At 71.0% G+C, this 14,143-nt stretch carries 10 protein-coding genes and 1 pseudogene; 5 read left to right on the top strand and 6 right to left on the bottom strand.

The window, feature by feature from the left end:
- Positions 1-69: 69 nt before the first annotated feature.
- Positions 70-3,576 carry a thiol reductant ABC exporter subunit CydD gene (gene cydD / locus SMIR_RS18865; protein WP_212727185.1) on the top strand — a complete coding sequence of 1,169 codons (3,507 nt, stop codon included), beginning with the start codon at positions 70-72 and terminating at the stop codon, positions 3,574-3,576.
- A gap of 56 nt (positions 3,577-3,632) precedes the next feature.
- The gene (locus tag SMIR_RS18870) at positions 3,633-5,315 is read left to right on the top strand and encodes a GAF domain-containing sensor histidine kinase (RefSeq protein ID WP_168493491.1); all 1,683 of its coding nucleotides are present in this window, start codon (positions 3,633-3,635) and stop codon (positions 5,313-5,315) included.
- 219 nt (positions 5,316-5,534) lie between these two features.
- Here SMIR_RS18870 and SMIR_RS18875 read toward each other — a convergent pair whose 3' ends face one another.
- From SMIR_RS18875 to SMIR_RS18895, 6 genes and pseudogenes are all read right to left on the bottom strand, one after another.
- Complete coding sequence (locus SMIR_RS18875) at positions 5,535-6,422, bottom strand: Cof-type HAD-IIB family hydrolase (protein ID WP_211118754.1); 888 nt, start codon at positions 6,420-6,422, stop codon at positions 5,535-5,537.
- A gap of 114 nt (positions 6,423-6,536) precedes the next feature.
- A complete protein-coding gene (locus SMIR_RS18880) occupies positions 6,537-7,448 on the bottom strand; it encodes an LLM class flavin-dependent oxidoreductase (RefSeq protein ID WP_168493487.1) in 912 nt (303 codons plus the stop codon).
- 88 nt (positions 7,449-7,536) lie between these two features.
- The gene (locus SMIR_RS18885; RefSeq protein WP_168501162.1) at positions 7,537-8,085 is read right to left on the bottom strand and encodes an RNA 2'-phosphotransferase; all 549 of its coding nucleotides are present in this window, start codon (positions 8,083-8,085) and stop codon (positions 7,537-7,539) included.
- 134 nt (positions 8,086-8,219) lie between these two features.
- Complete coding sequence (locus tag SMIR_RS18890) at positions 8,220-9,164, bottom strand: MerR family transcriptional regulator (RefSeq protein ID WP_168493485.1); 945 nt, start codon at positions 9,162-9,164, stop codon at positions 8,220-8,222.
- Positions 9,165-9,191: 27 nt separating this feature from the next.
- Positions 9,192-9,314 (bottom strand): annotated as a pseudogene (locus tag SMIR_RS43565) (metal-dependent hydrolase); the annotation flags it as partial.
- 17 nt (positions 9,315-9,331) lie between these two features.
- The gene (locus SMIR_RS18895; RefSeq protein WP_211118753.1) at positions 9,332-11,092 is read right to left on the bottom strand and encodes an SDR family oxidoreductase; all 1,761 of its coding nucleotides are present in this window, start codon (positions 11,090-11,092) and stop codon (positions 9,332-9,334) included.
- 258 nt (positions 11,093-11,350) lie between these two features.
- Between SMIR_RS18895 and SMIR_RS18900 the strand changes: the two genes are divergently transcribed.
- The 3 genes from SMIR_RS18900 to SMIR_RS18910 are packed head-to-tail and all read left to right on the top strand — an operon-like array spanning position 11,351 to position 14,137.
- Positions 11,351-12,334 (top strand): ABC transporter ATP-binding protein, encoded by a 984-nt coding sequence (locus SMIR_RS18900; RefSeq protein WP_168501161.1) that lies wholly within the window; start codon positions 11,351-11,353, stop codon positions 12,332-12,334.
- Positions 12,324-13,229, top strand: a complete 906-nt coding sequence (locus tag SMIR_RS18905) for an ABC transporter permease subunit (protein ID WP_168493481.1) — start codon at positions 12,324-12,326, stop codon at positions 13,227-13,229. The genes SMIR_RS18900 and SMIR_RS18905 overlap by 11 nt, the downstream gene beginning before the upstream one ends.
- Complete coding sequence (locus tag SMIR_RS18910; RefSeq protein WP_168493479.1) at positions 13,226-14,137, top strand: ABC transporter ATP-binding protein; 912 nt, start codon at positions 13,226-13,228, stop codon at positions 14,135-14,137. The genes SMIR_RS18905 and SMIR_RS18910 overlap by 4 nt, the downstream gene beginning before the upstream one ends.
- The last annotated feature ends 6 nt before the right edge of the window (positions 14,138-14,143 follow it).

Below are 14,143 nucleotides of genomic sequence, written 5' to 3' on the forward strand. Positions count from 1 at the left end.
ATCGATCAAGTCCTACCCAAGGGCATGTTTCACGTGAAACATGCCGGATGAGCCAAGGGTGTGTTTCACGTGAAACCAATCGATCCGCGCCTGCTGCGGTACGCCCGTGCCACTCGCTTCTTCCTCATGGCGGTCGTGGGGCTGGGTGCGGCCGGGGCGGCGCTGGTCATTGCCCAAGCGATGCTCATCGCCGAAGTGGTCGTCGGTGCTTTCCAGCACGGTCACTCGGCTTCCGAACTCCGGACGCCCCTGGTCCTGCTGGTCGCGGTTGCCATCGGGCGGGCGGTTGTCTCCTGGCTCACCGAACTCGCCGCACACCGGGCGAGCGCGGCGGTCAAGTCGGAGTTGCGTGGACGGTTGCTGGAGCGGGCCGCCGCGCTCGGCCCCGGGTGGCTGAGCGGGCAGCGGACCGGGTCACTGGTCGCCCTCGCCACGCGGGGAGTGGACGCGCTCGACGACTACTTCTCGCGCTACCTCCCCCAGTTGGGACTCGCGATCGTGGTGCCCGTGGCCGTGCTCGCGCGGATCGTCACCGAGGACTGGGTGTCGGCGGCGATCATTGTCGTCACCCTGCCGCTCATCCCTGTCTTCATGGCGCTGATCGGCTGGGCGACCCGGTCCCAGATGGACCGTCAGTGGCGACTGCTGTCCCGGCTCTCGGGGCACTTCCTGGATGTGGTCGCCGGTCTGCCCACGCTCAAGATCTTCGGGCGGGCCAAGGCGCAGGCCGAGTCGATCCGGCGGATCACCGGCGAGTATCGCCAGGCGACCATGCGGACGCTGCGGATCGCCTTCCTGTCGTCCTTCGCACTGGAGCTGCTCGCCACGATCTCGGTCGCCCTGGTCGCGGTGACCATCGGGATGCGGCTCGTCCACGGCGACATGGATCTGTACGTCGGGCTCGTCATCCTCGTCCTCGCTCCCGAGGCATATCTGCCGCTGCGACAGGTGGGGGCGCAGTACCACGCCGCCGCCGAGGGGCTCGCGGCGGCGGAGGAGATTTTCTCGGTGCTGGAGACCCCGGTGCCGGCCACCGGCTCTCTCGTCGCGCCGGAGGGGGAGATCAGCTTCGAGGGAGTGACGGTCCGGTATCCGGGGCGCTCCGGGGACGCGGCTTCCGAAGTCTCCTTCGTGGTCGGGCCCGGGGAGACGGTGGCCCTCGTCGGACCGAGCGGTGTGGGCAAGTCGACGCTGCTGAACGTGCTGCTGGGGTTCGTGGAGCCCGGCGCGGGGCGGGTACGGATCGGGGGAGTCGATCTCGCCGAGGCCGATGTGGAGGAATGGCGGTCCCGGGTGGCGTGGGTGCCTCAGCGGCCGCATCTCTACGCCGGCTCGATCGCCGACAACGTACGGCTCGCCCGGCCCGATGCCGACGACGCGGCGGTGCGCCGGGCGCTGGCCGAAGCGGGGGCGCTTGAGTTCGTGGACGCCCTGCCCGAAGGCGTCGGGACGGTTCTCGGCGAGGACGGCAGCGGACTCTCCGCCGGGCAGCGCCAACGTCTCGCGCTGGCCCGGGCGTTTCTCGCGGACCGGCCCGTGCTGCTCCTCGACGAGCCGACGGCCTCGCTGGACGGGGCGACGGAGGCGGAGGTCGTGGCTGCGGTGCGCAGGCTCGCCGTCGGCCGGACGGTGCTGCTGGTGGTGCACCGGCCCGCGCTGCTGGAGGTGGCCGACCGGGTGGTGCGGCTCGAGGCCGCGGCGTCGGTCGTCGCGACCGGTTCCGTCCACGACGAGGGCACGAAGGAGCTCCGGCCGGTCGAGCCTGAGGGCGGCGTGCCCGCGGCCGCTACGGAAGAGGCCCACGCGGCCCCTACGCGGCGCGGAGGCATGCTCGCCCGGGTCCGCGCGATGGCCGGCCCCTGGAGCGGTCGTTTCGCTCTCGCCCTTCTCCTCGGGAGTCTCGCCCTCGGAAGCGCCGTCGGGCTGATGGCCACCTCCGGGTGGCTGATCTCGCGGGCGTCGCAGCAGCCGCCGGTGATGTATCTGATGCTGGCCGTGACCGCCACGCGGGCGTTCGGGATCGGCCGGGCCGTCTTCCGGTACGCGGAGCGACTCGTATCGCACGACGCGGTGCTGCGGATGCTGGCCGACACCCGGGTCGCCGTCTATCGGCGCCTTGAGCGCCTGGCCCCCGCCGGACTGCGGACGGCCCGCCGGGGCGATCTGCTGTCGCGTCTCGTGGCCGACGTGGACGCCCTGCAGGACTACTGGCTGAGGTGGCTGCTGCCCGCCGGGGCGGCGCTCCTCGTGTCCGCCGCCTCCGTCGGCTTCACCGCCTGGCTGCTTCCCGAGGCCGGAGCCGCCCTCGCCGCCGGGTTGCTGGCGGCCGGGGTCGGTGTCCCGATCCTGACCGGCACCGTGGCGCGCCGCGCGGAGCACCGGCTGTCCCCCGCCCGCGGCGCCCTGGCGACCCGGGTGACCGACCTTCTCACCGGCACGGCCGAGCTGACGGTCGCGGGCGCGCTGCCCACCCGTACGGCCGAGGCGCGACGGGCCGACACCGTGCTGACCCGCATCGCCTCCCGGGCCGCCACCGCGACCGCGCTCGGCGACGGGCTCACTGCGCTGGCGACCGGACTGACCGTCGTGGCGACCGCCCTCGTGGGCGCCCAGGCCGTCGCCGACGGGCGACTGAGCGGCGTGGCGATGGCCGTGGTCGTCCTCACCCCGCTGGCCGCGTTCGAGGCCGTCCTGGGGCTTCCGCTCGCCGTCCAGTACCGACAGCGGGTGCGCAGGAGCGCGGAGCGTGTGTACGAGGTGCTGGACGCCCCCGATCCCGTACGCGAACCGGAGCTCCCGCAGCCGGCGCCCGCGTCGCCGTTCCCACTGCGCGTACAGGGACTCCGGGCGCGCCATGCCGGACGGGACCGGGACGCGCTCGCCGGCCTCGAGCTGACCCTCGAACAGGGCCGCAGGGTTGCCGTCGTCGGCCCCTCCGGCTCCGGCAAGACCACGCTCGCACAGGTGCTGCTGCGGTTCCTGGACGCGGAGGCGGGGACGTACACGCTGGGCGGCACGGACGCGTACGGGATGGACGGGGACGACGTACGCCGACTGGTCGGGCTCTGCGCCCAGGACGCGCACCTCTTCGACAGCACTGTGCGCGAGAACCTCCTGCTGGCCCGGAAGAACGCCACCGAGGCCGAGCTGCGCGACGCGCTCGCGCGGGCCCGGCTCCTGGAGTGGACGGACGGACTGCCCGACGGGCTCGACACGCTGATCGGCGAGTACGGTGCGCGGCTCTCCGGTGGTCAGCGCCAGCGGCTGGCGCTCGCTCGCGCGCTGCTGGCCGACTTCCCCGTGCTCGTTCTCGACGAGCCCGCGGAACACCTCGACCTGCCGACGGCGGACACGCTCACCGCGGATCTGCTGGCGGCGACCGTGGGCCGTACGACGCTGCTGATCACGCATCGGCTGGCCGGTCTCGCGGCGGTGGACGAGGTGATCGTGCTGGCGGCGGGACAGGTGGCGCAGCGGGGTGCGTACGCGGAGCTGTCGGTGGTGGAGGGGCCGTTGCGGGAGATGCTGGAGCGGGAGGCGGCGGGGGATCTGCTGGCCGGCGCGGCGGCGCGCTAGCGCCCCGGGTAACATCCCGACTTTCCGGCCCAAAGGGTACTCATTACTCTCGAGGCATGTCAGTGGTGCCCGCCTCCCCCCGTCCGGACGGCGGCCCGGACGTGCCGCGGCTGCTGGAGGCGGTGCGGTCGATCGGGTCGGGGCTGGAGCTGCACTCGACGCTGGACCGGATCTGCGAGAAGGCGGCCGAGCTGGCGGACGCGCGCTACGCCGCCATCGGGGTCGTGGCAGAAAACGGTGAGGGACTCGCGGACTTCGTCTTCCACGGCGTCGGCGAGGAGACCGCCCGGCGGATCGGGCAGCTGCCCGACGGACACAAGGGGCTGCTCGGGGCGCTCATCCACGACCCGGCGCCGGTACGGCTCGCGCGGCTGGACGAGGACGTGCGCGCGTGCGGATTCCCCGAGCACCATCCGGCGATGCGCAGTTTCCTGGGGGTTCCGATCCGGGTACAGGGGGAGATCTTCGGGAATCTCTACCTGGCCGAGAAACGCGGCGGCGGCCCGTTCACCGACGACGACCTCAACGTGGTCCGCGTGCTGGCCGCGGAGGCAGGTATCGCGATCGGCAACGCCCGGCTGTACGAGGCCGCCCAGCAGCGCGAACGGTGGATCGACGGCTCGGTGGCCGTGACCCGGGCACTCCTGTCGGCCGACGACGCCGAGGACGCCCTCCAGGTCGTCGCGGAACAGGCCCGCACGCTCTCCGGATCGGTGGCCGGGGTCGTGCTGCTGCCCGCCGCGGAGGGCGGTCTGGAGATCAGCGCGGTCGCCAAGGACCGCCCGTCCAAGGTGCTGGGAGCCGTCGTCCCGCCGGAGAGCGAATTGGTCGCCGAACTCCTCGACGGAGAGGCCGTGTTCCTCGACGACGCGGCCACCGACCCACGCATGGTCACCGACTTCGCCCGCGAGTACGGGCCGACGATGATGCTTCCCCTGCAGTGCGGCGGCCGTCTCCTGGGAGCCCTCGTCACTCCCCGGGAACGGGGCGGGCGTCCTTTCACCGAGACCGAGCGCACCCTCGCCACGCACTTCGCCTCGCAGGCCGCGCTCGCGCTGATGATGGCCGAGGCACAGCGCGACCGGGAGCGGCTCGCGGTCTACGAGGACCGTGACCGGATCGCCCGTGACCTGCACGACCTCGTCGTCCAGCGGCTGTTCGCCACCGGGATGATGTTGGAGAGCGCTCAGCGGAACTCGGTCGTGCCCGAGGTGCGGGAGGGCATCGAAAAGGCGGTCGACGAACTCGACGTCACCATCCAGGAGATCCGCACCGCCGTCTTCGCGCTCCAACAGGGACCTGCCGAAGTGCCGTCCGGGCTGCGCACGCGGGTGCTGCGGGAGATCAACATGGCCGCCGTGCCGCTCGGCTTCAGGCCCACGCACCGACTTGTCGGGCCCGTCGACACGGCGGTCGGTGAACTCACGGGCAAGAACCTCATCGCGGCCCTGCGCGAGGCCCTCTCCAACGCCTTCCGGCATGCCGGGGCCTCCCGCATCGACGTCGTCGTCGACGCGACCGTCATCCTGCCGGGCGGCCGGCAGGGTGTCCGGCTGACCGTCACGGACAACGGCGTCGGTATCCCCGAGGGCGGCCGGCGCAGCGGCCTGCGGAACCTCGGGCGGCGCGCCGAGTCGCTCGGCGGCGACAGCTGGTACGGACCGGGGCCCGGAGCCGACTGCGGCGGTACGACGGTGGTGTGGCAGGCGCCGCACGCTCCGCATGCGGAACCGGTTTAGAACGCCGGGCGCGGGACCGGTTCGGAACGCCGGGCAACGAACCGGTTCGGAACGCTGGGCAAGGAACCGGTTCGGAACGCCGGGCAAGGAACCGGTTCGGAACGCCGGGCAAGGAACCGGTTCGGAACGCTGGGCAAGGAACCGGTTCGGAACGCCGGGCGCGGGACCGGTTTGGAGCTCTGGGCCCCCTGTGGGACCGCCGGTCCTGCCCAGCCGCTCCTACAGCCGCTCGGCGAGGATCTTCTCGATGACGACCGCCACCCCGTCCTCGTTGTTGGCGACCGTGCGACCGGAGGCCGCGGCGATCACGGCGGGGTGCGCGTTGCCCATCGCGTACGACGTGCCCGCCCAGGTCAGCATCTCGACGTCGTTCGGCATGTCTCCGAAGGCGACGACCTCCTCGGGGGTGATACCGCGCTCGGCGCAGCACAGTTCGAGCGTGCTGGCCTTGGAGACGCCGGGGCCGCTGATCTCCAGCAGGGCGCTGGGGCTGGAGCGGGTGATGGTGGCGCGGTCGCCGACGGCACGACGGGCCACGGTGAGGAAGGCGTCGGGGTCGAGCTCGTGGTGGAAGGCGAGGATCTTGAGCACCGGTTCGCCGCCGCCGGGGGCGTCCGGGGCAAGCAGCTGCTCGGCGGGCGCGAGAGTGTCGGGGATCTCCATGTGCAGCTTGGGGTACGCGGGCTCCTGGTAGAAGCCGTACGTCTGCTCGATGGCGAACACGGTGCCCGGCGCGGCATCCCGCAGCAGTCGTACGGCGTCGAGCGCGTTCTCCCGCGCCAGCTCCCGGACCTTGACGAACCGGTGGGCGCCGGGGCCGCCGTGCAGGTCGACCACGGCAGCGCCGTTGCCGCAGATCGCCAGGCCGTGGCCGTGGACGTGGTCGCTGACGACGTCCATCCAGCGGGCCGGGCGGCCGGTCACGAAGAAGACCTCGATGCCGGCCTCCTCGGCGGCGGCGAGGGCGGCGACCGTGCGCTCGGATACGGACTTGTCGTCGCGCAGGAGGGTGCCGTCGAGGTCCGTGGCGATCAGGCGCGGCGGAAGGGCGGCTGCCGGGGTCTCTGGCTGTCGGGTCGCTGAGGTCACCGGGCCATTCTCGCGCATATGCCCGCACGGCCGTGCGGGAGCCCGCACATGTGAGTGGTTACCGCCCTCACCAGTACCGTTACACCCCGCTGTCGCCACCCGCGCTGTCGCCACCCGCCGTGGCGCCGGCCGTCAGGCCAGCTGTGCCGGGGCCTCCATGGCGATGCGCTCGAAGACCTTCTCGTCCGCGGCGAAGTCCGAGTCGGGGATGGGCCAGTGGATCACGATGTCGGTGAAGCCCAGCTCCGCGTGCCGGCCCGCGAAGTCGACGAACGCGTCGAGGGACTCCAGCGGACGGCCACGGTCCGGAGTGAAGCCGGTGAGCAGGACCTTGTCGAGTTCGGACACGTCACGGCCGACCGTGGCGCAGGCGGCGGCGAGCTTCTCCACCTGTCCGCGAATGGCCTGAACCGACTGTTCAGGGGTGCCCGTTTCGTACAGCTTGGGGTCGCCGGTCGTCACCCAGGCCTGACCGTGGCGGGCGGCGAGCCTCATGCCGCGCGGGCCGGTGGCGGCCACCGCGAAGGGCAGTCGGGGCCGCTGGACACAGCCCGGGATGTTGCGCGCCTCGTGTGCCGAGTAGAAGTCGCCGTCGTGGGAGACCGTGTCCTCGGTGAGGAGGCGGTCGAGCAGCGGTACGAACTCGCCGAAGCGGTCGGCGCGCTCGCGCGGGGTCCAGGGCTCCTGGCCGTTCTTCAGAAGCGTCGTGGCGTCGAATCCGTTGCCGCCCGCGCCGATGCCCAGGGTGATCCGGCCGTTCGAGATGTCGTCGAGGGAGATCAGTTCCTTGGCGAGGGTCACCGGGTGCCGGAAGTTCGGCGAGGTCACGAGCGTGCCCAGGCGGAGTCGGTCGGTGGCGGCGGCCGCGGCGGTGAGCGTGGGCACGGCACCGAACCAGGGGCCGTCCCGGAAGGTCCGCCACGACAGGTGGTCGTAAGTGAACGCGGTGTGGAAGCCGAGCTGCTCCGCACGCTGCCAGGCGGCACGCCCGCCCTCGTGCCAGCGGAGGTACGGCAGGATCACAGTGCTCAGACGCAGACTCATGCATCGAGCGTAAGCGGAGCCGCGGGGTGGTCGTGGCCACCGCGTGATCGCTCCACCGGGGCCCCTTGACCGGCCGGTCGGCGGACGATCAGTGCGGGCCGGGGAAGCGCAGGTACTTCGGCGGCACGGCCTCGGTGAGCCACACCCCGTTCGCGCTGACCCGGAGGACATGGCCGTCGCGGTGCATGGCGGCGGCGTCCACGCCGAGCACGACGGGCCGGCCGCGGCGGGCGCCGACGCGGGTCGCGGTCTCGCGGTCGGGCGAGAGATGCACGTCGTGCCGGTTCATGGGCCGCAGCCCCTCGGCCCGGATCGCGTCCAGATTGCGGGCCACGGTCCCGTGGTAGAGGTACTCCGGCGGAGTCGCCGGGGGCAGTCCGAGGTCGACCTCGACCGAGTGGCCCTGGCTGGCACGGATGCGGGTGCCCTCCACGGCGAAGCGCCGCTTGTCGTTCGTGGCCACCACATGGTCCAGCTCCTCGCGGGTGATCCGGAAGCCGTGCGCCGCCGCTGCCGCGATCAGCGTGTCGATCTCGACCCAGCCTCCCTCGCCGAGCGTGAGCCCGATCCGCTCGGGCTGATGCCGCAGATGCTTCGAGAGGTACTTCGACACCTTCACGGTGCGTCTTTCATCCATCGGTTCGTTCATCCTGCCAGCGTGCCTGGCGAGAGGCGGATCACGCATTTGATTTTGGTTCGGAGGTTTGATCCACAAGCAAGTCCGGTTATCCACAGGTGAATTGACGAATCTGTGGACAACGCGCAGACGATTCAAGGGATTTCATCAACAATGCTGTGATTGTTGTAATTTGAGGTGAGATGGTCCAAGGTCCTGGCCTGGACCTCCCGTTCGACGGCAGCCGTGACGAAGGCCGCCACCTGCTCGCCACCAACCAGGTTCTCCATGGCCCGCATTGTGGCGACGGGGAGCTGAACGGAACGCGTCTCGTCCGTAGGCTCCTCGGACCGCCCCGCCCCAAGACGCTCGCGCAGGTGCCGGGTCGCGAACAGCCGCATGGCGCGCGCCAGTTCCGCGTCCACCGTCTGCTGCGCGAGCGGTCGCAGACGGCGTACGAGGGAGGCCGCCTCGGCCGCTTCCGCGTCGCTCGGCGGATGCTCACCGAGATAGCGCGTGAAGACGTGCTCGGTCGTGAACTCCAGGAAACGCGCGGCGATGTGCTCGACCTTGCCCCTCAACTCCCTTAGATGGCCAGAGATCGCGGACAGCGGTACGCCGGCTGCGTACAACTCCACCGCCACGGCGAGCTCTTGGGGACTCGGGACCAGATACACCTCGCCGTCTCCGGGGACGCGCTCCAGCACTCCGAGCTCCACCGCCTCCGCCACCGCCGCCTCGTCCGGACTGCCACCGAACCGCTCGTCCAGCTCGGCCCGCGACATGCGCACGGCCTCCTCGTCGGTCCACGGTCCGTCGACCTCCGCGACCAGCCCGAGGATCCCGCCCAGCCCCCGGCCCGCGTCCCAGGCCTCCAGGAGTTCCTTGATGGAGGCCAGGGTGTAGCCGCGGTCCAGGAGGTCGGCGATCTGCCGCAGCCGGGCCAGATGCGCGTCCGCGTACACGTTGGCGCGACCGCGCCGCTCGGGGCGGGGGAGCAGCCCGCGGTCCTGGTAGGCGCGGATCGTCCGGACCGTGGCGCCGCTGTGGTGCGCCAGATCCTCGATGCGGTACGCGACCCGGACCGGCTCGTCGTTCACGCTGCCTGCCTCCCGACCTCCTGGGTACTACGCGACGGCCCCGCGCGGCGAGCCCTCCTGCGAGGGATGGTACGACCGCCGCGGACAACGGGACATGGCCGTGCCGAGCTCCTCCCCGGTGGGCAACAGGCCTTTGTGTACAGCCCTGTTGCGGCCCGTCACGAACCTCACAGTGGTGGCTCCATCCGCGCGATCGCGCGCAGCGCCCTCGGTGCCAGCCGGGACATCAGGCGGGCGCCGCGCGCCTCGGGGGTGACGGGCACGACCGCCTGGTTGCGGACGACCGCGCGCAGGATCGCGTCGGCCACCTTCTCCGGCGGGTAGTTGCGCAGTCCGTACAACCGCGCCGACTTCTTCTGGCGGCGTTTCTCCTCACTCGCGTCCACCCCGGCGAAGTGCGCGGTCGAGGTGATGTTCGTGTTGACGAAACCCGGGCAGATCGCCGAGACGCCGATGCCCTGCCCGGCCAGTTCCGCGCGCAGGCACTCGCTGAGCATCAGCACGGCCGCCTTCGAGGTGCTGTAGGCGGGCAGCGCCTTCGAGGGCAGGTACGCCGCCGCCGACGCTGTGTTGACGATGTGGCCGCCCTGCCCACGCTCGGCCATCTGCCTGCCGAAGAGCCGGCAGCCGTGGATCACGCCCCACAGGTTGACGTCGAGGACCTTCTTCCAGTCCTCCGGCGTCGTGTCGAAGAAGGACCCGGACAGTCCGATCCCGGCGTTGTTCACCAGCACGTCCACCACGCCGTACTCGCCCGCGACCCTTTCGGCGAGCTTCTCCATGGCCTGCTCGTCGGAGACGTCGGCCGTCTCGGCCCACGCTTCGGGGGATCCGATCAGCCGGGACATCTCCGCCGTGCGGGCCGCGCCCTCCGCGTCCCGGTCGACGGCCACCACACGCGCGCCGGCCTCGGCGAACGCCAAGGCGGTGGCCCGCCCGATGCCGCTGCCCGCGCCGGTGACCAGCACGAGCTGCCCGCCGAACCGGTCGGCGTACCTGCCCGTGGCGATGGTGTCCCGCACCGGCACACCGTCCTCGTTGACATGCACGAAGTCCGTGATCCAGGACGCCAGTTGGTCGGGCCGTGTACGCGGGATCCAGTGCTTGTCCGGGAGGGTGCGACGCACCAGCTGCGGGGCCCACTCCTCCAGGTCGTCGTAGAGCCGCTCGGAGAGGAACCCGTCCCCCAGGGGCGTGACGAGCTGCACGGGCGCGTGCGCGTAGGCGTCCGGGCGTGGCCTGCTCAGCCGGGCCCGCACATTGTCGCGGTACAGCCACGCGCCGTGTGCCGCGTCCGTCGGCAACGAGGAGGTCGGATAGTCGCCCGCGGGCACCTTCTCGACCCGCCGCAGGATCTTCGGCCACTGCCTGCCGAGGGGGCCGCGCCAGGCGAGCTCCGGCAGCACGGGCGTGTGCAGCAGGTACACGTACCAGGACCTGGCGCCCTGGCCGAGGAGCTGGCCGACCCTGCGCGGGGTGGGCCGCCGCACGCGCCGCTTGATCCAGTGGCCGAAGTGGTCGAGGGACGGCCCGGACATGGAGGTGAAGGAGGCGATCCGGCCCTGGGTGCGCGCGACCGTGACGAACTCCCAGGACTGCACCGAACCCCAGTCGTGCCCCACCAGGTGTACCGGGCGGTCGGGGCTCACCGCGTCGACGACGGCCAGGAAGTCGTCCGTCAGCTTCACCAGTGTGAACCCGCCCCGCAGTGGCCGCGGGGCGGTCGAGCCGCCGTGGCCACGGACGTCGTACAGCACCACGTGGAAACGCTCGGCCAGGCGGGTCGCGACCTCGGACCACACCTCCTTCGAGTCCGGATAGCCGTGCACGAGGATCACCGTGGGCCCCGCCGGATCGCCCAGCTCGGCGACGCACAGTTCGATCCCACCCGTCCGCACCCGGCGCTCGCGCGCGCCTTCGAGAGTCACGAGAGTCACTTCTCCTTCGCCCAGCGCCGCACGGTACGTGTCCGTAACTTGACACTGGCGAATGTGACAGTTGTTAGAGGCTGCGTCAATAGGCCTGCGTGGCCACTGTGGACAACCGGTCCGATGTGGACAAACCCCCGCCGGTTGTTCGACTTCAGGGGGACCCCTACGGGCCCGTACGACTGGAGTCGGACGCGGATACAGCTCCGTGGGTTGACGACCGCTGTGGCGTGCACCACTACCTTCGACAACGTGACTGTGATCGCGACCGAAAGCCTGAGCAAGCGGTACCCCCGGGTGACCGCTCTTGACCGGCTCTCCGTGGACGTCGGACCCGGTGTGACCGGACTCGTCGGAGCCAACGGAGCCGGCAAGTCCACACTGATCAAGATCCTGCTGGGTCTCTCCCCCGCCACCGAGGGCCGCGCCCAAGTGCTCGGACTCGATGTCGCCACCCAAGGTGGCGCCATCCGCGAGCGGGTCGGGTACATGCCCGAGCACGACTGCCTGCCCCCCGACGTCTCGGCCACCGAGTTCGTCGTCCACATGGCGCGTATGTCCGGGCTCCCGCCGGCCGCGGCCCGCGAGCGCACCGCGGACACCCTGCGCCACGTCGGACTGTACGAGGAGCGCTACCGCCCCATCGGTGGCTACTCGACGGGCATGAAGCAGCGCGTCAAGCTCGCGCAGGCCCTCGTCCACGACCCCCAGCTGGTCTTCCTCGACGAGCCGACCAACGGCCTCGACCCGGTCGGCCGCGACGAGATGCTCGGCCTGATCCGCCGTATCCACACCGACTTCGGGATCTCGGTCCTGGTCACCTCGCACCTGCTGGGCGAGCTGGAGCGCACCTGCGACCACGTCGTGGTCGTCGACGGCGGCAAGCTGCTGCGGTCCAGCTCCACCACGGACTTCACCCAGACCACCACGACCCTCGCCATCGAGGTCACCGACACCGATGAGCACCCGGACGGTACCAACGCGGTCCGCGAGGCGCTCCACGCGCGCGGGGTCGAGACCCACGACGGCAGCGGGCTGCCGGGCGCCGGCCACATCCTGCTGCTGACCGCCGAGGGCGAGGAGACCTACGACCTCGTCCGCGACGTCGTCGCCGACCTCGGCCTCGGCCTGATCCGGATGGAACAGCGCCGGCACCACATCGCGGAGGTCTTCCGCGAGGAACAGACGGACGGGACGGACGTGCAGGGCGTACGGAAGGAGGCAGTGGGCCATGGCAGTTGAGCAGTCCCTCACCCCGCGTGGTGAGCAGACCCGGATCCACGACATCGGCTACCGCCACTACGACGGCCCGCGCCTGGGCCGCGCCTACGCCCGTCGCTCGCTGTACTCGCAGTCCCTGCGCGGCTCCTACGGCCTGGGCCGCTCGGTCAAGTCCAAGGTGCTGCCGATGCTGCTCTTCGTGGTGATGTGCGTCCCCGCACTCATCATGGTGGCCGTCGCGGTCGCCACCAAGGCGAAGGCTCTACCGGTCGACTACACGCGCTACGCGGTCATCATGCAGGCCGTCATCGGTCTGTACGTCGCCTCCCAGGGACCGCAGTCCGTCTCGCGCGACCTGCGCTTCAAGACCGTGCCGCTGTACTTCTCACGCCCCATCGAGACCGCCGACTACGTACGCGCCAAGTACGCGGCGCTGGCCTCGGCGCTGTTCATCCTGACGACCGCGCCGCTGATCGTGCTCTACGTAGGGGCGCTTCTGGCGAAGCTCGACTTCGCCGACCAGACGAAGGGCTTCGGACAAGGGCTGGTCTCCGTGGCACTGCTGTCGCTGCTCTTCGCCGGGATCGGCCTGGTCATCTCGTCGATCACCCCGCGCCGCGGCTTCGGCATCGCGGCCGTCATCGCGGCGCTGACCATCTCCTACGGAGCCGTGTCGACCGTCCAGGCCATCGCCTTCGAGCAGTCCAGCTCCTCGGCCGTGCCCTGGATCGGCCTCTTCTCTCCCATCACGCTCATCGACGGGGTGCAGACGGCCTTCCTCGGCGCCACCTCCGCCTTCCCCGGAGGGGAGGGCCCCTCGTCCGGGCAGGGAGTCGTCTACCTCGTCGTCGTCCTGGGGCTCATCGCGGGCTCCTACGGCCTCCTGATGCGCCGCTACCGAAAGGTCGGGCTGTGACCACGCTCAACATCGACCACGTCTCGCGCTGGTTCGGAAACGTGGTGGCGGTCAACGACATCACGATGACGATCGGCCCCGGCGTCACCGGCCTGCTCGGCCCGAACGGCGCCGGGAAGTCCACCCTCATCAACATGATGGGCGGCTTCCTCGCCCCCTCCACCGGCACCGTCACCCTCGACGGCAGGCCGGTCTGGCGCAACGAACAGATCTACAAGCACATCGGCATCGTCCCGGAGCGCGAGGCGATGTACGACTTCCTCACGGGCCAGGAATTCGTCGTCGCCAACGCCGAATTGCACGGCCTCGGAGCGAAGGCCGCCCAGCGGGCGCTCGCCACGGTCGAGATGGAATACGCGCAGGACCGCAAGATCTCGACCTACTCCAAGGGCATGCGGCAGCGCGTGAAGATGGCCTCCGCCCTCGTCCACGACCCGTCCCTGTTGCTGCTCGACGAGCCCTTCAACGGCATGGACCCGCGCCAGCGCATGCAGCTCATGGACCTGCTGCGCCGCATGGGCGACGAGGGCCGCACGGTGCTGTTCTCGTCCCACATCCTCGAAGAGGTCGAACAGCTCGCCGCCCACATCGAGGTGATCGTCGCCGGACGGCACGCGGCCAGCGGCGACTTCCGCCGCATCCGCCGCCTGATGACCGACCGACCGCACCGCTACCTGGTGCGCTCCAGCGACGACCGGGCGCTGGCCGCCGCGCTGATCGCCGACCCGTCGACGTCAGGCATCGAAGTGGACCTGGCCGAGGGCGCTTTGCGCATCCAGGCGGTCGACTTCGGCAGATTCACGGCGCTGCTGCCGCGCGTCGCGCGCGAGCACGGCATCCGGCTGCTCACGGTCTCGCCGTCCGACGAGTCCCTCGAGTCCGTCTTCTCGTATCTCGTCGCGGCGTAGGAGGCC

Source organism: Streptomyces mirabilis (assembly GCF_018310535.1).
Classification (GTDB): Bacteria; Actinomycetota; Actinomycetes; order Streptomycetales; family Streptomycetaceae; genus Streptomyces.